Source organism: Nonlabens dokdonensis DSW-6, from assembly GCF_000332115.1.
GTDB classification, from domain to species: Bacteria; Bacteroidota; Bacteroidia; order Flavobacteriales; family Flavobacteriaceae; genus Nonlabens; species Nonlabens dokdonensis.
The window spans coordinates 2,765,221-2,784,084 of sequence record NC_020156.1; the positions used below are offsets into that span (position 1 = coordinate 2,765,221).

Consider the following 18,864-nt stretch of genomic DNA (forward strand, 5'->3'; position numbering starts at 1 on the left):
AACTTACAAATAATTTAGGGCAATTGCCTTATTGATTTTATTGCTAAAAATCTGCAATTTGCCTGTGATGTTTAAAATTATGAGTCATGAAGTTATTACCTGTTAAACCTATACTTGCTATTTGTTTGTTTTTGATTTTTACTCCAAATCTTATTGCTCAAAAAGTAGATTTCGTAAATGCGCCTCGTAATCCTATAGGTTTTAAAGCTCACAAAAAACATTTTAATCTAGAAGGAGATATTTTTACATCAGCTGGGAAGCTATTTCTTCCAGATGGCAAACTAGTATATAATTATGGAACGCGTTATTATTATGAGAATGACCGTATAGTAGGTAATAATTATGAGGATACTTTTGAGTATGATGCTAAAGGTAACATCATTAAATTTAAGTATAAGAACGGCAGTACAACCACCTATGGTTTCAATGAGAAAGATTTGCTGGTCTACGAGAAAAATACGTATGATGAAGAGAAAACACATACATACGACAGCAAGGACAGAATTATAAGTACAACAGTAAATAAGAATGGTGTCTTTTACCAAAAAAGAGAGTTTGCTTACAAAACTGATAACGGATTACTAATTATCGATTTACAGTATACTGACGAAAATGGCTCGCCAGGATTCAAAGGAAGTTATGTTTATAAAAATGGTTACTTAGTAAAAGAAATTATTTCATCTGGAACCTATGAGTATGCATATGAATTTGATAAAAAAGGGAATAAAATAGACTTCTTTGCAGCAGGAGATCCAGATGCTAAACATTATACTACTTACAATCGATATTACAGTGATAAAAACAAGAATTATAAACTAGAATACGGTTACTATCAACCTGGAGGCAAAGGTGACAAGCTCAAGACTGCCTATATTGACGGTGTAAGAGCTACTGATCTCATTGTTTCAAAAGGTGTAAAGCCTAATGAAAAGATTATCTATGATCCTCTTAAATTGAATTATTATTCGGTAAGTAATGTTTTTGAAGATGATCATGATGTTTCTACTCGCATTGAAGTCAATAATATTCTTTCAACAAATGAAGAGTGCATGAGTTATGCCTACGATGGAAAATTTATCAACTACGTTCATGGTAAGAACATGGTGAAGAGTCGAGAGTTTTCTTTTTTGGGACCACATATGATAGATTATAGAGTTGAAAAGAGTGTAGGGTTAACTTATATTATAGATGATTACAAAAATCAGTCTAAGTCTGTTAAAAAGATGAGATTGCTTACTGATGATGAAGCTTCTATAGTTTATACCAGAGAATTAGAAAAGGATAATTTTTTTATCATTGTTAAAGGTGAGCATATTGATTACAAAAAGGCGCGGTTTGAATATTTAGAGAATGGAGATCCGGTAATTTTCATTAACGATGTTCCTTTATATATTTTAACTGGTTTTAAGAATGCAAAAAACTATGAGGTAAAGTTGGGGAAACCTTATGAAGGTGAGCTCGATAATCGTGTTACTAATGAAACAACTAAAACAGTAGAAACAACTTCTACAACTACAGATTACCAATGCGTAGAAGGTGATTGTAAAGAAGGTTGGGGAAGAGTAGTGGTTAATGATATCATTACAGATGCTACATTTATCAATAGCGAGATGACAGGAGTCGCTTATATCACATATCCTAGTGATTCCTATTATCACGGAGAGTATGTGCAAAATAGAAGATCTGGTGTAGGAATCTATAAGTGGACTAATGGGAATCGATACATAGGTAAATGGAAAGATGGAAAACAGCACGGCTACGGATTTACTATGAATAAAGAGAATCAGATCACAAGTGCAGGATTATTTGAAAATGGCAAACTTCTAACTTCTTATTACGACGACTATAATAATGGAAAAAGTACTGGGAACTGTACAGGCAATTGTTTTGATGGATTTGGAATGTATTCCTATAACAATGGTGACAAGTATTGGGGATTTTTCAGTTCAGGAAAAAGAGCTCATATAGGAATATACTCCTGGAACAACGGTAGTATTTATACTGGTTCTTACATGGAGCAAGGCAAAAGAACAGGCTATGGAATGTACTCCTATGTAGATGGTTCGATTTTCAAGGGAATGTTTATTGACGATAGGATTGATGGACTTGGAGTTATGCAGTACAAAAAGACTGGAAATGTAGTTCAAGGCGTATTTAATAATAAAGGAGCAAAGGTTAGGGATTATTGAATGAACTTACAAAGCTTCGCGTACTAATTCGAAAAAGTAAGTATGAAGATTGTCATTCATCGATAATTTATCTAAGGTTAAATTTTTGTACTCAACTGTATATTATATACTTACTGTAGATATAGTTTAGATGTAAGAATTTTACCAAAATTATTTTATTTTAATTTCTAATTAAAGTTCACAAATAGTAGCTTAGGGAAGTTTAGTGATAATTACTATAATTAAACTAAGAAACTATATGTCAAAAAAGCATACTGTATTTTACTGTCTATTCCTATTTATTCTCTTTACAGGTTTTGCTCAACAGGATGTTGAAGTTTATCATAAAGAGAATTTAAATTACGACGAAAAGCAATTGGATTCTGTCTCTTATGTTTTAATGGAATACTACAATAAAGGGACCTTTGAAAAAATATTAGAGCAATCTCCAGCGCTTATTCAAAATGCCATAAAAATTGATGCCTATCAGTTAGAGCTGCGATTCCGTAATATTTTAGGAAGTACTTTCATTAAACTAGATGATATTGAGAATGCAAACATTTTCTTCAATCATGCCTTACAAACTGCTAAGAAAAAGAAGGACTCGATAGGAGTCATGATGATGTACATCAGTCTTGGTAACACGCACTTTAAAGATGACAAAGAAAAAGCCTTAGCTTATTTTAATAAAGGTTTAGACTTTGGTTATAATGGAGACCGCAGTGAAGATGGGAAATTTATTATTCATCACAATCTTGCCGAATTATATATTAAAAAGAAGAACCTCGCAAAAGCAAAATATCATTTAAGTAAAATTGTTGATAAAATAGATCAGCAAGAACCTGCTGTAAGGCGCAAAGGTTATGCAGGCACCACAAATTTCATCAAAGCAAGCATTCACTTAATGGAAAATCAACCAGCACTTGCTATTGAGGATGCTTTACTGGCTCTAAAGACCAAAGATGATTATGATGAAACGTATCTTTTAGAAACTTATATGGTTCTTATGGAGAGTTATGAAAAACTGGAAGATTTTAAAAATGTTGTTTTTTATAATAAACTATACGATAGCTTGAGAGCTGTTCAATATGAAAAAGATAAAATCGAGCAGCAGCAAATTGCAAAGGTAGATTTGCATTTTGATAACATTGAAAAAGAACTGAGAGCTTCAGAATTAGAAAATGATCTTATCAATCAAAAAGCCACCGAAAGTAACTTGTACTTAATTTTTTCTATAGTAGTAGGTTTATTATTGTTTTTGATCTTGATGCTATTATTAAAAGAAAAAACTAAACGAGATAAGCTACTCAAAATACTTACTCAAAAAAATGCAGAGTATTTAAAGGCAAAAGAAAAATCTGAAGAACTAGCTAGAAGCAATACTAAGTTTCTATCTACTATAAGTCATGAATTGAGAACGCCGCTTTATGGTATAATTGGCCTATCATCTTTATTTTTAAAAGAACCCAAGCTGCGACCATTTGAAAATGATTTTAAATCCTTGAAATTTTCAGCAGATTATCTTTTGGCATTAGTAAATGATGTTTTGCACATCAATAAATTTAACTCTAAGAAAGGTCAGGAATTACAAGAAGTCCATTTTAACCTTTCTACACTTTTATTTAATATAAAAAGTTCCTTTGATTTCCTTAATGAGAAACATAATAATGACGTTGAGTTAATAATAGATCCCAAAATTCCTGAAATCCTTTACGGCGATCAAACTAAAATTTCTCAAGTTTTAATGAATTTGATGAGTAACGCGAGCAAGTTTACTGAAGATGGATCAGTGAAACTTGAGGTTATATTTAATGAAAAAAAGGACGACCACTACCACTTGCTATTTAGAATTCAAGACACAGGAAGAGGCATCCAACTCGATCAACAAAAAGCAATTTTTGAGGAATTCACCCAAGTAAAAGATGTCAATGATTTAGAACATCACGGGACAGGATTGGGAATCCCAATAGTCAATAAAATACTATTTATTCTAGGAAGTACGCTTGAGCTTGATAGCACTTATAAAGTAGGCAGTACCTTTTCATTTCAATTATCTTTAAAAGAAGGAGAAGCTGAAAATATAACACAAGAGGTTGCTTCAAAAAACATAAAGTCATTAGCAGGAAAAAGAGTCTTAACAGTGGACGATAATAAAATTAACCAACTCGTCACTCAAAAAGTATTAGATCAAATAGGCATGCTACATTCAACCGCGAGTGATGGTTTAGAAGCAATAAAAATGGCAAAATCTAGTGACTTTGATTTTATTCTCATGGACATTAATATGCCAGTCATGAATGGAATAATTGCTACCCAAGAAATAAGAAAATTTAATCAAAATACCCCTATTATAGCTTTAACGGCAACTATTTTTAATAATCCAGAGGAAGAAATTTATTGTTATGGATTTAACTCTATCATCGTAAAACCCTATCGTACAGCTCACTTAGTAGAAGCTTTTCTAAAAGAGCTATAATTGCTTGATAGGTATTTAATCACATAATTTTTAATTAGTGCTTTGTTGAGTTACCGTCGTTTCTGTCTTATTGTTAAAAATATTTACCCCAACACCAAGACCTAACCACAATTTACCGTTGTTTTCCCACTGAAAATTTTTCTGATTATTAATATGATCCCAGCCGCCATAAATACCTATTTGTATATCACGGTGCGAGACCATAAAACCAGTGAGTATGGAAAGAGTTCTTACATCCTGGGCTTGAATGGTTTCTGTACCATTTAGGTAGTTGGTATTAGATTCATTTAAGTTAACTGAACCTAAACCAGCTCCTATTTGCAGGTTTAAATGAGTGTTTTTATAACTATACACTCTAACATTTGCAGTACTATTAAAATTGAATTCTGTATCAAATGCAACATTATCACCAGTTATTCTCGCTTTAAACGGCAAAGTAATAATCCCTATAGAAATGCGATCTGGAATGGTAGCGTATTTGTACAAACGAGCAAATTTTTTAAAATCATCGAGATTCACCGTATAAACTTTATTATTATATTGATTTCTTATTTGTTGATTTACTATGTCGCTTTGTTTAGAAGATAAAAAGTTCTTCTTGTCTTTAAAATTGATTGCTAGTAATTCTACAGTGTTAGCGGTGGTGTCTATCTCAACAACATGAAATAAATAGCCTTGTTGAAGTATTGTAACATCATTTGAAGCGTCGGTTTGTGCTGTAAGTCTCATAACTGTTGCCCCAGTTTTAACTTTTAATGGTGCAATAAGTTTGACTATGTCACCTACTTCAATGGTGCTTACTTTTTGTGCTCGACTATAATTGGTATTGAGAATCAAAACAAGGCAAGTAATAGAAAATAGAGTTTTCATAAATGTTTAGTTTGGCTAAAGTTAGCTTAAAAATTAAATCGATGGCATACCCTTTAAATAGTATTTGAAAGAATGAAATTGAAATATTTCCATGATAACTGTTTTAGTACCGCTTTCGCGAAAGCGGATTCCTAACCATTTGTAAACTATTTTCATAAGCAGAGCGATAGAATACGGCATTTGTCCTATGGTAAACTTATACTTATAGAACCATTTTTGTAAAAATTTAATAGATGAAAAAATTAGGATATTTTATAATAATAGTTATAATAGCTAGTTGCACTAGTGAAACGCCAATGGACGAGGAGAACAACGGTCAAAATGGAGATGATAATGATAATCAAGATATGATAAGTGTCATGGATAGAACTGATGAGATATGGAATGTAGTTAACAATGATCAAATCCAGCCAGTTGCCACCACCCATCAATCAAATGTATCTAATGCAGGCTTTTATTTAAACAAACAATATCATATCAGTAATATCTTTACAGGTTTTCAAGCAAGCTCTGAATTTTGTGAGTATAATGAAGGTCAGTGGTCTAATTGTACTCCTGCGCAAAATTATATTTATAATATAAATGAAACAGGAGTATTAGGTTTTTACTGTGAAGACGCTAATGCTAATCATGGCACTCCAGCAGAAATTTTTACCAGAGAATATAATAGTAACACAATGCAATTTGATGACTATACTCAAACAGGTATAGGAGTTAATTTTCTCGATGCTAAAATTCTTAATGTTAATAGTGTCTATCATGCCATAGTGATGAAATGGGAGTCTAACCGTCCATTCGTTGTGTATGAATGGAATAGTACAAGTAAAACGTGGACATTAGAAAATGAGTTTGAATTGCCATTGATGCTAGGGGCAAAGTTTGATGCGGTAGCTGGTAATGATGGAAATATCATTTTCTCAGGACAAGAATTTAATACATGGAATCGTGTTGCCTACTCGTACGATGGAACGAACATCAGCGAGTTTTATAGAGAAAATAATTACAGAGTAAATTCATTAAAAGCGATTTGGAAGATTTTACCAATGCAACAAGATTATTATTTGATTAGTTCTAATGGCTTGAAATCTATCAATACTAATGAGGTTATAATAAATGGATCGATTTTAGAGGCAAACATTCACTCTGAAATGTTAATTGTTTTAAATGGGTTTATAGGAAATCTTGATACACAGAGTGTAAACGGAGTTTCTGTTTATGATCCTCAACAAAATTCGATTACAAATTTTGGTACAGAAAACAACGGTTCAGATTTAGATAGTAGATTTAGCGGTCCACAGAACCCTGTGAATTGGTTTTTTTATATAAAAAATAATACACTTAACATGATAGCAAACGTAAATCAAGGTGTAGGAGGAGCTACTGGTAACATCTCTACCGATTCTTATCATTATACAATTAACTACTAATATATACACGATAGCTTAATTTACATGAAGAAGTGAAGCTTTTAAACTAAAATTATGACGTTTCATCTGTAAAAGACGATTTTTGCCGTGCATTTAACTTTAGTTACTTATTCATAGTGTTAATTTGTGGAGCCGAATGTATTCTCAAAAATGCTTTCAAATTTAGTTTCCCCTAATTAAGCACTTCATTTCAATGCAAGTTTTATTCATCGTTTTTATATTTTCTCTAATAGGATTAATACTATACACGATTCAGATGATTAAAAAAGTGCAAAAAATGCGTTCTTCAGGATCTACTTCATTTAAAGACAAATGTTATTATAAATATTATTTGAAATATTTCATCAATAATATGCCAAATTGATTTTGTCTAATACCACTAAATAATCATTTAGTGAATTACTTCCCGATACAAAACTGACTAAAAATATTTCCTAACAACTCATCATTTGTAATCTCACCAGTAATGATACCTAAAGACTCTGCAGTGGCACGTATGTCGATGGCTAGAAATTCACTTGAAACCTCGTTTTCTATTCCGGTTTGCACCTCAATTAAAGAACTGTAAGCGTTTTGTAGAGCATCGTAGTGTCTAGCATTGCTGACTATAGAATCATCTTGAGATAACGCGCCGCTATTAAAACTCGCTACTAATGCCGTTTTTAATTCTTCCACACCAGCATGAGATTTGGCGCTCAGTGAGATAAGAATAGTCTCTGGTGATTTTTTGTTAATTTGCTTAGTAATTTCGGCATGCTCCAGGCCTGTGATTTGATCAATTTTATTGAGTACAACAACAAGCGGTTTATCTGGAAATTTTTCTCGCATTATTTGAATGCGCATCAAACAATGTATGATACGTGGTGAAGTATTGAGATGTGTGGCGTCCAGTAAGTATAAAACTAGTTTAGATTGTTCAGCTTTTGCATAGGAGCGTTGTATTCCCATGCCTTCAATTGTATCAGTCGTATCTCTTAAACCAGCGGTATCTATCAGCCTAAAACGTACACCTTCTATATTGATTTCATCTTCAATAGAATCACGTGTCGTTCCTGCAATGTCGCTTACAATTGCTTTTTCTTCATTGAGTAAAGCGTTAAGCAAGGTAGACTTACCTACATTAGGCTCGCCCACTATAGCAATAGGAATCCCAGTTTTGAGTACATTTCCTAAGGCAAAAGAATCAATTAATTTTCTTAACGTTTGCTGACTTTCGTTTAGCAATTTTTTCAAATCATCACGATTTGCAAATGCGACATCTTCCTCGCTAAAATCTAATTCTAACTCTATCAAACTTGCAAAGTTGAGCAATTGTGATCTTAATTCTTTAAGCTCGTTAGAAAAGCCTCCGCGCATTTGTTGTATCGCAATCTGGTGGGCCGTTTCACTTTCGCTCGCGATTAAATCAGCAACCGCTTCGGCTTGTGACAGGTCCATTTTTGCATTTAAAAACGCTTGCAAGGTAAACTCGCCAGCTTGTGCCATGCGCGCTCCTTTTTTTAAACACAAGGAAATTATTTCTTGCTGTATATAGATGGATCCGTGGCAGGAAATTTCTACCACATCTTCTCCGGTGTAAGAGCGAGGTGAGACAAATTTGGTAAGTAAAACTTCATCTATAACTCGGTCGTCGTCTTTGATGTGTCCTAACGTGACTGTATTTGCACCTAATTTGGAATAGGTTTTTTGAGATGGTTGTGATTCCGCTTTCGCGAAAGCGGGAACAAAAATAGCACCTGCAATCACGTGAGCCTCAGGTCCAGAAAGCCTTACCACCGCAATAGCACCAGAACCAGCTGGTGTAGCGAGGGCAACAATGGTATCATTTTTATACATAACACAAAGGTAAATAGAAGCAATCGTTTCTAAGTAAGGAATCTGAACTTTAGCTTTAATAATATATGTATTTAATCCAGATTATTGAGAACAAAAGTTAATTTTGCCATATGTATTCTAAGCAAGAAGCAAAACAGATCAGACAACAATTCTGGACCATGTTCGGTAAACGATATGATCGTAAATGGATGTTATACGATACAAAACTAAAGGATGTAGTCCTCAAATTTTCTTTTGAAGATAGGCGTGCGTTAGTCTCTATAGATATTACTCATGAAGATGCCATTTTTAGAGCTTATTATTATGAAAAGCTGCTTAGCCTTAAAAGTATCCTACTTGAAGAAGTTAATAACGAACTCATCTTTGAAGAAAATTACCAATTAGAATCTGGCAAAATTATATCTAGAGTATTTGTTATGCTTGAAGGTGTAAAAATCAAAAAACAAACTGACTGGCCAGATGTTTACGAATTTTATTACGAGAATATGAGTAAACTAGAAGCCTTTTTTATTGAATATAAGGACTTTATAGAGGCTTAAAGCTGCTCTTTAGTATAAGCGACTTGATTGTTAACGTGCTCATATTTTTCATTGAACTCAGATAATAATTCAGGGATCATCTCTGTATTTTCATTGTTTTTTGCACTGTCTTCAATCTTTTGTAAGATACTTGCCATGTCATTAATTCCTAAAGTACGGTAACTAGATTTTACTTTATGAGCTTGCAATCCTGCTGCGTGGTAGTCACCATTTTTAATGTTTTGGTGAAGCAATAAATAGTCTTGCGGCACTTCTACTAGAAACATATCTAGTATAGAACCCAGAATAGCTGCGTCGTTATCAAATGATTCTCTCAAATCTGTTAAGGGTAATGTAGAAATAGTCATTTAGGGATGCTTTTTTATACGTTGCAAAATTACGTATTGTCTTCTAAATTAAAGGACTAAATTCTTTAAAACATCTATTTAGACCCTGAAAAATACCGTTTATCGATAAATTTAGTTTTAAATATAGTAAGATATCATATCTTAAGTGAATGACTCGCTTAACCCAACCAACCATCACGATCAAGACTTCTATATTGAATAGCTTCTGCGATGTGTGTACCATTAATTTGCTCTGTATTTTCTAAATCTGCTATGGTTCTTGCAACTTTAAGAATACGGTCGTAAGCTCTAGCACTCAAGTTCAGTCGTTCCATTGCATTTTTAAGCATCTCTTTACTAGCTTCATCGAGAATGCAATGCTTCCTAATATCCTTGACGCTCATCTGAGCGTTGTAATGTGTTTTTTCGCTTTCGCGAAAGCGTAAAGTTTGTATATCTCTTGCTGCAGTAACTCTTTCTCTTATTATAGTAGATTTTTCAGCAAGTCGTTCTTCGGTTAATTTCTCAAACGGTACAGGCGTGACTTCTATATGTATATCAATACGGTCGAGAAGTGGCCCTGATATTTTCCCTAGATAGCGCTGCATTTCTGCAGGGCTGCTTTGAACTGGTGCGTTGGGATCATTAAAATATCCGCCAGGACTTGGGTTCATACTGGCTACCAGCATAAAGCTAGAAGGGTAAGTAACCGTGAACTTTGCTCTGGAAATAGTCACTTCACGATCTTCGAGAGGCTGTCGCATCACCTCAAGAACCGTTCTTTTAAACTCTGGCAATTCATCTAGAAACAAAACTCCATTATGACTTAATGAAATTTCTCCTGGTTGTGGATAAGCACCGCCGCCGACTAATGCGACGTCAGAAATCGTGTGATGCGGACTTCTAAAGGGTCGTTGCGCCATTAATCCAGCTTTTTCTTGCGTTCTACCAGCGACGCTATGAATTTTAGTTGTTTCTAATGCTTCATGTAATGTCATAGGAGGTAGGATGGAAGGAAGCCTTTTGGCAAGCATCGTTTTTCCTGCTCCTGGTGGACCTATCAAAATAATGTTATGTCCACCAGCAGCGGCAATCTCCATACATCTTTTTATGGATTCTTGACCTTTTACGTCTGCAAAGTCAAATTCTGGATGCTCTAGTGCTTGAAAAAATTCATCTCTTGTATCTACAACAGTAGGTTCTATTTCCTTGCCCTCATTAAAAAATTCTATGACCTCTAGAATATTATCGACGCCATAAACATTTAAATTATCTACGATCGCTGCTTCACGAGCATTCTGCTTAGGTAAAATAAACCCTTTAAAACCTTCTTCTCTAGCTTTAATGGCAATAGGTAACGCTCCTTTAATAGGTTGCAGTTGGCCATCAAGAGATAGTTCTCCCATGATGATGTAATCCTTGAAATCATCAGTTTGAATTTGCTTTGAGGCGTTGAGTATTCCTAATGCAAGTGGTAAATCGTAAGCACTTCCCTCTTTTCTCAAATCAGCTGGTGAAAGGTTGAGAATGAGTTTCTTGCCGGGCATTCTATAGCCTACATTCTTGAGAGCTGCGGTAATGCGGTACGAGCTTTCACTTATAGCCTTATCAGGAAGCCCTACAAGATGGTACCCTATACCTTTGTCTGCATTAACCTCTACAGTAATCGTAGTTGCTTCTACGCCAAAAACCGCGCTACCATAAACTTTTGTAAGCATAAAGTAAATTTATTTTTTAAATGTAAAGAAAAATTAGAATGCATTTTGATGAACAAGGTAAAAGTCATCGCAAGAAACCGTTCTTTAGGATAACAATTTTTTAAATCTCGATAGGGCAAAAAATAAATGGAGCCTAAGCTCCATTTAGATAATTCAAAGGTTGAATTGTGATGAGATACGTTTATAAGGAAATCCCCACATTTCTTTATTGTACTGCCCATCAGTGATATAAATATAAAACTTTTTCTATTTAACAAAAATTTTTAATTCTTAATATTTAATCACTGCATAACTTTTCAGATAAAACGTTCAATTTTTACCATGAACTGTAGAGATAGATTTATTGAATTTGTATTTAATGTAATATTTTAAATAAAAACATGTAGTAGTTTAAGAACTATGCTGTATAAAATAAAAAATGGGGCCGAAGCCCCATTTTGTGACGTCCATTCCCTACTATGGATCGGTCAATTGGAGTAAAAATAGGTTGTCCCCTGAATCTCAACCTACCTTACTTTCATTTACATGGTAAAAATACTATCTATTTGAATACGATTAATGGGTATAAATACCCAATTTTAAACTGTCACCTTATTTTTTTAGGTCTACAATGCTGTTTTGAATAGCAAATGCTACGAGACCGGCAACATTGCGAGATCGAGTTTTTGCTAGTAAGCTATCTCTATGACGGTCCACAGTTCTTGTGGAGAGAATTAATTCATCAGCTATTTCTCTAGTGGTAAATTGTTTGCAAATCAATTGTAGAACTTCTTTTTCTCGTTCACTAATCATTTTGCTGTCTAAAGCACTTTTTTTAAAGTTTTGATTTTGAGAATTTTCATGAAGAATTCTGAGTAGTTTATCGTTATAGTAAAAACCTTTTTCGTGAACTTGTCTTATAGTGGTGTAGACTTCCTCTGCTTTAGCGTTCTTAACAAGATAAGACGCTGCTCCTATACCTAACATATTAGAAATAAATACATCAGTGTCATAGCTGGATAACGCGATGATCTTCAAGTCAGGATAACTAGCACGCATTTTCTTTGTGGCTTCTACACCGTTAAGAACTGGCATTTTTAGGTCTGTTACAATAACATCAGGCATGAAAACACAATCAGCAAGTTGATCGAGCATTTCTTGTCCATTTGTTGCGGTAAACAAAACATTGAATTCCGGACTTCTATCGAGCATGAAGCTCAATGTTTCTAGAAACAAAGATTCATCATCTGCGAGAGCGATATTAATCATAATATTAAGTTTGAGAGTTGATTAGAAGTCAAAGGTATATAAAACACCTTGATTATTTGCAGTTTTAAGTGTCATTGTTCCCTGCAATATAGAGATGCGACTGTTTATGTTGCTAGTGCCTAGACCTACTGATTTTGTTTCTTGAAAGCCTATACCGTTATCACGGTAAATCATTTGTCTGTGTGGTTCGTCGTCAAGTAGCAAGTCAATTTTATCAGCTTTACTGTACTTTATCGAATTATTAAATAATTCTTGAGCCACTCTATAGGTATGCAATTGATTCTCTAGGCTCATATTACTTTCATCCCAGTTACACCTAAAGTTTATTTCAAGTTGTTCATTATTTATAGAACCTACTAATTCAGTTAAGGCTTGGCACAAACCGAATTTTTCTAATACCGGTGGCAATAAATCATGAGCAATTCTTCTAGCATTTTCTGACGTGCGCTCCGTAGCGTTTTTAATACGACTTAATAACAGTGTTGTGTCCTTTTCATCTAGAGATTCATTTATGAGCATGTCCGTATTTAAGGAAATGACATTGAGCTTAGAGCTTATTTCATCATGTAAGTCTCTTGCAATACGACGGCGTTCTTTTTCCTGTGTTTCTAGAGTAGCAGTAAGAACATCTTCCTGAGCCTTAATTTTTGTGTCACGCACCTCTAAGTCAGATAATGTGATGCGCTTGCGCGAAAGCATAAAAAAAATGACCATCCCGACAGAAAATAATATGATGAAAATCATAATACCTATCGCAACATAGTTGACCGTTGTATTTGAGATTTGAAGTATAAAAGACATTCGTATAAAAATAGAATATGTAAACTTATTAAGGGCAATATATGTAATAAATGTTTGAAAGACTTTATGGAGTCATTCACACCATCTTGAAAACTAAAAGAAACGAAATTAATCAAACTACAACCTAAACTTATAAAAATACCAATGTTTACAAACGGATATCCTTTTTTAATATCTAATAAATCAATAAAATACAAACTGCTCAAAAATATAAGAATAGGGAAAGTAATAAAAGCAGCCCATGGTGAAAAAGACATTATTAATTGAATATTTAATATGTAGGGAGCTACAGCAATAATTAGCGCCAAAATCATCAAATAATTATAATAGGAGAACCACTTTCTTCTCTTTAGAACCCTTCTGAAGAAAAAAGCAATACTCAAAAACTGAGCTATTATGAATAAGAAGAAGAAAGGAGCATTGGTCTTTCTCTCGGCAAAACTTATGACACCGTGAACAAGCAAGTAGCTCAAAACCTCTGTAGCAGTAGAGGCAGCTACATAAAGAAAAATAAATTTTAAGGCTGGTTCTCTTTGTATAAAAGCTACAAAATAAAAAATGAAATTGACCCCAAGTAGAATATGGAAAGTATTGATAAGGATGTCAAAAGTCTGTTCCAATTGAATTAAGGATGAGGAGGATTATGGTTTTATTTGAACCTAAAACATGAAAAATTATATTGTGAGTTTCTGCTTCCTTTCACTGAAAAACAAATAAGCTTCATACATAAAAAGCAGTTGCATGATGATAAGCGGTAACATATTAATCGTGTTCCTCAAATAAATTATATCAATATCCACATCTTCGTAAAACGCTCCAGTACTCATATGTATCAATGAACTTCCCGTAACGATAAATATTCCGATACTTATAAACGGATATCCATTTTTCAAATCTAATAATTGGACAAAATAAATAAGACTGAAAATTAGAACACATGGCATGGTTATTAAAGAGATATATGGATCATGAGTCATTAAATTGGACTCTAAGAAGATATAAGGAGAACTTGCTAAAATAAAAAATGTTGAGAATATCAAAATGAAACGCTTTTTCATTTTTGACGACATTTGTTCCGAATAATAGAAGTAGCTAAATACTATAAATTGGGTCCAAATATATAAATGCGCAAAAGGAGCGTTTGTGACTTGCCCGTTTATAGTTATTAAATCACGAACTAACAGCTCTGTAAAAGCTTCACAAATTATACCTACAAGTAGATAAATCCAAATCGGCTTAAACGATTTTGCCCCAAAAAAAACTGATGCTGAAATCCCAAAGAAATTTAGCATCAGTAATATTAAATAAGAAAATTTAAATAAAGACTCTAAATTTTGCATTGTTAATTCAAAGGGCTTGAAGAGCTTCCCATTGGAGGAATATGCTGTGTAAAATCGTATATGTACCATCCCTTAGATGCGTCTATCATGTCATTTCCACCTTCATCAACAGCAACTATCATTAATTTTAAATCTTCTTCGTCTAGTCCTATGTACATGCGGCTATTCACCGCACCTTCTGCCATAACTTGTGAGAGGTCCTCTCCTGGTACCCACCAGCCTTTAAGTCCGTCTACATATGGAGATTTATCTTCTAGACTTCTCCATGCGTTTGCCCATGTTTGAGCTGTTTCTAATGTAATTGTGTTTGTTGCCATTGGTTTAAGTTTTAATTGGTTAATATGACGTCTAAACTAGTATAAAAATTCCAATTTTAAAACAATAATGCTTTAGACTTTTACCTTTGGTGAAATTTGACCATCATTACATTACTTCAGTTCTTTAATTATAAAAGGTCGTTTATTTGTAAATTTCATTTAAAAGCTTTTAATAATTCCGCTTTCGCGAAAGCGGAACAACTACTATCTTTAAGTCATGAATAAATCATTAGAACAATTGATCCAGTCACGACGTAGCATTTTTCCAGCTCAGTATACTGGTGGAGAAATACCGCATACAGACTTGCTTGAAATTTTAGAAAGTGCGCGATGGGCACCAAACCATAAGAAAACCGAACCATGGCGTTATAAAGTCTTAGAAGGGCAAGCCATTACTGATTTAGGCAACTTTATGTGCGAGCAGTTTGTGAAAAATACGGGAAAGCCGCTATCCTTTAAATTGAAAAAGCTCAAAGAAAAACTTGCCAAGACAAGTGTGATGATTCTCATTTTTAAATATAGAGATGAAAAAGAGTCTATTCCTGAATGGGAAGAGACTGCAGCGGTGAGTATGAGTGTGCAAAATATGTGGTTGACTACACATCAATTAGGTTATGGCTGTTACTGGAGCTCGCCAAAGGCTTTTGCAAATATGTCGCAGTTTAAAAATATAAGGGTAGACGGGCGAGAAGAATTTTTAGGTTTTTTCTACTTAGGAACCTATGAGAAAGAGCAAGAAATAGAGTTGCCACAAAGAAAAACTATTGAAGAATTTGTCCAATTTGTAAAGTGAGGCAAAGCTTCTAATTTTAAATAGTTTAGGTTTTAATTTACCGGTATGAATGAGTTTAAAGCGTAGTTATTTAAATCCATTTATTATACGTACTTTTGCAAAATAATTAAACACAGTTATTTGAAAAATTTTGAAGCCTTAGGGCTTACACAGCCGTTACTTGACGGCCTTGCTGAAATGGGATTTGAGAGTCCAACAGAGATTCAACAGCAAGCAATTCCTATCTTGCTGAAGCACGATGGAGATTTTATAGGTCTGGCGCAGACTGGTACAGGGAAAACTGCAGCTTTTGGGATACCATTATTAGAACTAATGGACACTAGCTCAAAAGACACGCAGGCATTAATTCTAGCCCCTACGCGTGAACTAGCACAACAAATTTGTCGTCAGATAGAAGCGATGTCTCAAAAAATGGGTAAACTCAATGTGGTTCCTGTTTTTGGAGGAGCAAGCATCATGGGACAAATTAAAGATATAAGACGTGGAGCTCAAGTTATTGTAGCTACTCCAGGACGTCTTATGGATCTTATGAAGCGTCGCGAGGTAAAACTAGACGCACTAAGATTTCTTATTCTTGACGAAGCAGATGAAATGTTGAACATGGGTTTCCGTGAAGACATTGATTTTATACTTTCTAAAACAGATGTAGGTCGTAATATCTGGTTATTCTCTGCTACCATGGCGAGAGAAATCAAGAAAATCGTTGACACTTACATGAAGAACCCTGAAGAGGTTCGTATCAATCGCGAGGATATTGTAAATACTAATATCTCACACCAGTATGTTCAATTAAAAGCTCGAGATAAAACTGAGGCTTTAAGAAGAATGCTTGATTTTGATCAAGATATGTTCGGTGTGGTGTTTTGTCGTACCAAAAGAGATACTCAAAACGTCGCAGATGAGTTGAACAACAATGGCTATTCTACTGAAGCACTTCATGGAGATATGTCTCAAGCACAGCGTGATGCAGCCATGAAACGTTTTAGAAATAAAAATTTAAAACTTTTAATCGCTACAGATGTTGCTGCAAGAGGTATAGATGTAGATGATATTACTCACGTAATTCACTTTGCATTACCAGATGATCCTGAGTTTTATGCGCACCGTTCTGGACGTACAGCGCGAGCTGGTAAAAAAGGAGAATCTATTGCGTTGATTACAAAAGGTGACATGCGCAAATTAAAATTTATGGAGAAGAAACTCTCTATATCTTTTGATCGAGGAGAAATTCCAGCATTAGAAGCTATTACGCAAAAGCGTATTTCTAGATGGACAGAAAATCTAAAGGGTCAAGAAATTAACCCAAAAATTTCGGATGAGCTTTTTGAAGAAGTGAAAGCAAGTTTAGAAGATGTTTCTAAAGACGAATTGATAGGTAAATTTTTAACTAAAGAATATAATTCTATTTATAAACGTAACTCTATCACAGATCTTAATGATCGTTCTAAAGGACGCGAAGATAGTGGTGAGTATCGTGAGAGAAAACCTAGATCTAGAGGTCGTGAAGAAGGAATGAAGACTTACTTCATCAATTTAGGCCGTAAAGATGATATGAACAAAGGTGCTTTATTAGGTTTTGTTTGTGATGTTACAGGCATTGATGGTAAAGATATAGGACGTATCGTTTTAGATGGAGCTCATTCTTTTATGGATGTAAAAGAAGAAGTGGCGCCTCAAATGGAAAAGATTAACAGTGCTGAGCGTAATGGTCGTGAGCTAAGAGCAAATGTTCATGATGGCGTTGTAAAAGAATCAAGAGACAGTCGCGGTGGACGTGATGGTGGTCGTGGAAGAAGCGGTGGCGGTTACAAAGGTAAACGTGATGGTAATTCTGGCGGCGGTTACAAAGGACGCAGAGATTCTGGACCAAGATCTGGCGGATTCAAAGGAAGACGAAGAGATGATGACTCCAGCTCTTCTGGAGGTGGTTTTAAAGGTCGCAGCTCTAGATCTAATGACGATTCTGGTAGCGGTAGTAGTTTTAAAGACCGTGCGTCCAGACCAAAAAGAGAAGACTCTGGATCATCTAATAAGTCTTCAGGAAAAAAAGGAAGTCGTTCTAAGTTTTTTGGTTCTAAGTGGGACTAATTCTTTAAGAACAGCTTTATAAATTAAAATCCCATCTCGATCTAATCGAGATGGGATTTTTAGTTTTTTAGAAATACGTTGATATATAATTAGAATCGATATCCAAAATTAATTCCAAAACGTGGTTCTACATTGCCTAAATCTGCATTTTCATTTTCAATGTTGCCTCCTAGATTTCTTGCTACTTCTCCAAATACTAATACAGAAAACTTATCCTGAATCAACCATTTATTTCCTATACCTACACCAGCTGAGAAACCACTGATATCATAATTACGACGATCTGTCTGAACAAAATCTCCCTGATCATTTATTACATAAATATCGTAGTCACTAGTAACTTCTCCAGTACGTACCTTTAGCAATGGGTAAAAATAAAGACCTTCAAATTGGCGTCTTTTACTCACGTAGAAATTTGCACTTAGTCGTAGAGAAAAAGCGTTAGTATCTTCTAAATAACCGGCATCATAATATCCATAAGTATCAAAAAAGGTGGCACTTCCTGTAAGGCTTATGTTATTGCTCAACATGCGCTCATAAGTGACGTTTAAAGATCCTGCGATGACCAGGTCAAGAATGTTTGAGGAGATTTCGTTTTTTGCAAAACGATCTTCAGAATCGTTTGCAGTTTGTGCAGTGGCGGTATATCCTATAACGCAAGCACATAGAAGTAGGATGGTTTTTTTCATAATTTCATTGTAATCAATATTTATGCCTTTTATCATATTTATGGAGCATTAAATATTTGTGATGATTATTTTTTATTAGGTTAAATTAGTGCTCTTTTAGATGCTGATTTTTGAAAATGGTTGCGTCAATTATATATATTTTATTAAATTAGAGTTCAAATCTAACTTCAACTAGACTTGAAATAAATACTGCAAAAAAAATCCCATTTCAACATAATTGAAATGGGA

Annotated in this window: 16 protein-coding genes; 6 read left to right on the forward strand and 10 right to left on the reverse strand. The window is 34.2% G+C overall.

Features of this window, described 5'->3' with window-relative positions:
* Positions 1-86 precede the first annotated feature (86 nt).
* Positions 87-2,189, forward strand: a complete 2,103-nt coding sequence (locus DDD_RS12090) for an MORN motif-containing protein (protein ID WP_015363174.1) — start codon at positions 87-89, stop codon at positions 2,187-2,189.
* 238 nt (positions 2,190-2,427) lie between these two features.
* Positions 2,428-4,644, forward strand: a complete 2,217-nt coding sequence (locus tag DDD_RS12095; RefSeq protein ID WP_015363175.1) for a tetratricopeptide repeat-containing hybrid sensor histidine kinase/response regulator — start codon at positions 2,428-2,430, stop codon at positions 4,642-4,644.
* A 30-nt stretch (positions 4,645-4,674) separates the two neighbouring features.
* On the opposite strand, the gene DDD_RS12100 is transcribed toward DDD_RS12095, so the two are convergent.
* Together DDD_RS12100 and DDD_RS18350 are read right to left on the reverse strand one after the other, a co-directional pair.
* On the reverse strand, positions 4,675-5,514 hold the full coding sequence (locus DDD_RS12100; RefSeq protein WP_015363176.1) for a hypothetical protein: 840 nt from the start codon (positions 5,512-5,514) through the stop codon (positions 4,675-4,677).
* Positions 5,515-5,547: 33 nt separating this feature from the next.
* Complete coding sequence (locus DDD_RS18350) at positions 5,548-5,670, reverse strand: hypothetical protein (protein ID WP_262491812.1); 123 nt, start codon at positions 5,668-5,670, stop codon at positions 5,548-5,550.
* Between the two features lie 77 nt (positions 5,671-5,747).
* On the opposite strand from DDD_RS18350, the gene DDD_RS12105 reads away from it, so the two are divergent.
* Positions 5,748-6,941: a hypothetical protein gene (locus DDD_RS12105; protein WP_041567136.1), complete on the forward strand. Its 1,194-nt coding sequence runs from the start codon at positions 5,748-5,750 to the stop codon at positions 6,939-6,941.
* A gap of 399 nt (positions 6,942-7,340) precedes the next feature.
* Here DDD_RS12105 and mnmE read toward each other — a convergent pair whose 3' ends face one another.
* A complete protein-coding gene (gene mnmE / locus DDD_RS12110) occupies positions 7,341-8,777 on the reverse strand; it encodes a tRNA uridine-5-carboxymethylaminomethyl(34) synthesis GTPase MnmE (RefSeq protein ID WP_015363180.1) in 1,437 nt (478 codons plus the stop codon).
* 110 nt (positions 8,778-8,887) lie between these two features.
* Here mnmE and DDD_RS12115 point away from each other — a divergent pair, with 110 nt between their 5' ends.
* Positions 8,888-9,316, forward strand: coding sequence for a DUF4268 domain-containing protein (locus DDD_RS12115; protein WP_015363181.1), 429 nt, complete (start codon positions 8,888-8,890; stop codon positions 9,314-9,316).
* Here DDD_RS12115 and DDD_RS12120 read toward each other — a convergent pair.
* The 6 genes from DDD_RS12120 to DDD_RS12150 form a co-directional block, all read right to left on the reverse strand.
* A complete protein-coding gene (locus DDD_RS12120; protein WP_015363182.1) occupies positions 9,313-9,663 on the reverse strand; it encodes an Hpt domain-containing protein in 351 nt (116 codons plus the stop codon). The two genes, DDD_RS12115 and DDD_RS12120, sit on opposite strands and share 4 nt — an antisense overlap.
* A 158-nt stretch (positions 9,664-9,821) precedes the next feature.
* Positions 9,822-11,360: a YifB family Mg chelatase-like AAA ATPase gene (locus tag DDD_RS12125; protein WP_015363183.1), complete on the reverse strand. Its 1,539-nt coding sequence runs from the start codon at positions 11,358-11,360 to the stop codon at positions 9,822-9,824.
* A 591-nt stretch (positions 11,361-11,951) separates the two neighbouring features.
* Positions 11,952-12,608, reverse strand: a complete 657-nt coding sequence (locus DDD_RS12130) for a response regulator transcription factor (protein ID WP_015363184.1) — start codon at positions 12,606-12,608, stop codon at positions 11,952-11,954.
* A gap of 21 nt (positions 12,609-12,629) precedes the next feature.
* Positions 12,630-13,409, reverse strand: a complete 780-nt coding sequence (locus DDD_RS12135; protein ID WP_201764096.1) for a sensor histidine kinase — start codon at positions 13,407-13,409, stop codon at positions 12,630-12,632.
* Positions 13,410-14,083: 674 nt separating this feature from the next.
* On the reverse strand, positions 14,084-14,386 hold the full coding sequence (locus tag DDD_RS17880; protein WP_148285391.1) for a hypothetical protein: 303 nt from the start codon (positions 14,384-14,386) through the stop codon (positions 14,084-14,086).
* A gap of 365 nt (positions 14,387-14,751) precedes the next feature.
* Positions 14,752-15,066 (reverse strand): hypothetical protein, encoded by a 315-nt coding sequence (locus DDD_RS12150; protein ID WP_015363188.1) that lies wholly within the window; start codon positions 15,064-15,066, stop codon positions 14,752-14,754.
* A 217-nt stretch (positions 15,067-15,283) separates the two neighbouring features.
* On the opposite strand from DDD_RS12150, the gene DDD_RS12155 reads away from it, so the two are divergent.
* Complete coding sequence (locus DDD_RS12155; protein ID WP_015363190.1) at positions 15,284-15,859, forward strand: nitroreductase family protein; 576 nt, start codon at positions 15,284-15,286, stop codon at positions 15,857-15,859.
* 120 nt (positions 15,860-15,979) lie between these two features.
* The gene (locus tag DDD_RS12160; RefSeq protein WP_015363191.1) at positions 15,980-17,947 is read left to right on the forward strand and encodes a DEAD/DEAH box helicase; all 1,968 of its coding nucleotides are present in this window, start codon (positions 15,980-15,982) and stop codon (positions 17,945-17,947) included.
* Positions 17,948-18,036: 89 nt separating this feature from the next.
* On the opposite strand, the gene DDD_RS12165 is transcribed toward DDD_RS12160, so the two are convergent.
* Positions 18,037-18,636 (reverse strand): hypothetical protein, encoded by a 600-nt coding sequence (locus DDD_RS12165; protein WP_158441689.1) that lies wholly within the window; start codon positions 18,634-18,636, stop codon positions 18,037-18,039.
* Between the last annotated feature and the right edge of the window lie 228 nt (positions 18,637-18,864).

Bases quoted from the DNA above. Each gene is read 5' to 3' on its own strand.
- DDD_RS12090 (WP_015363174.1), top strand. From the start codon at position 87: ATGAAGTTATTACCTGTTAAACCTATACTTGCTATTTGTTTGTTTTTG.
- DDD_RS12095 (WP_015363175.1), top strand. From the start codon at position 2,428: ATGTCAAAAAAGCATACTGTATTTTACTGTCTATTCCTATTTATTCTC.
- DDD_RS12100 (WP_015363176.1), bottom strand. From the start codon at position 5,514: ATGAAAACTCTATTTTCTATTACTTGCCTTGTTTTGATTCTCAATACC.
- DDD_RS18350 (WP_262491812.1), bottom strand. From the start codon at position 5,670: ATGAAAATAGTTTACAAATGGTTAGGAATCCGCTTTCGCGAAAGCGGT.
- DDD_RS12105 (WP_041567136.1), top strand. From the start codon at position 5,748: ATGAAAAAATTAGGATATTTTATAATAATAGTTATAATAGCTAGTTGC.
- mnmE (WP_015363180.1), bottom strand. From the start codon at position 8,777: ATGTATAAAAATGATACCATTGTTGCCCTCGCTACACCAGCTGGTTCT.
- DDD_RS12115 (WP_015363181.1), top strand. From the start codon at position 8,888: ATGTATTCTAAGCAAGAAGCAAAACAGATCAGACAACAATTCTGGACC.
- DDD_RS12120 (WP_015363182.1), bottom strand. From the start codon at position 9,663: ATGACTATTTCTACATTACCCTTAACAGATTTGAGAGAATCATTTGAT.
- DDD_RS12125 (WP_015363183.1), bottom strand. From the start codon at position 11,360: ATGCTTACAAAAGTTTATGGTAGCGCGGTTTTTGGCGTAGAAGCAACT.
- DDD_RS12130 (WP_015363184.1), bottom strand. From the start codon at position 12,608: ATGATTAATATCGCTCTCGCAGATGATGAATCTTTGTTTCTAGAAACA.
- DDD_RS12135 (WP_201764096.1), bottom strand. From the start codon at position 13,409: ATGTCTTTTATACTTCAAATCTCAAATACAACGGTCAACTATGTTGCG.
- DDD_RS17880 (WP_148285391.1), bottom strand. From the start codon at position 14,386: ATGACTCATGATCCATATATCTCTTTAATAACCATGCCATGTGTTCTA.
- DDD_RS12150 (WP_015363188.1), bottom strand. From the start codon at position 15,066: ATGGCAACAAACACAATTACATTAGAAACAGCTCAAACATGGGCAAAC.
- DDD_RS12155 (WP_015363190.1), top strand. From the start codon at position 15,284: ATGAATAAATCATTAGAACAATTGATCCAGTCACGACGTAGCATTTTT.
- DDD_RS12165 (WP_158441689.1), bottom strand. From the start codon at position 18,636: ATGAAAAAAACCATCCTACTTCTATGTGCTTGCGTTATAGGATATACC.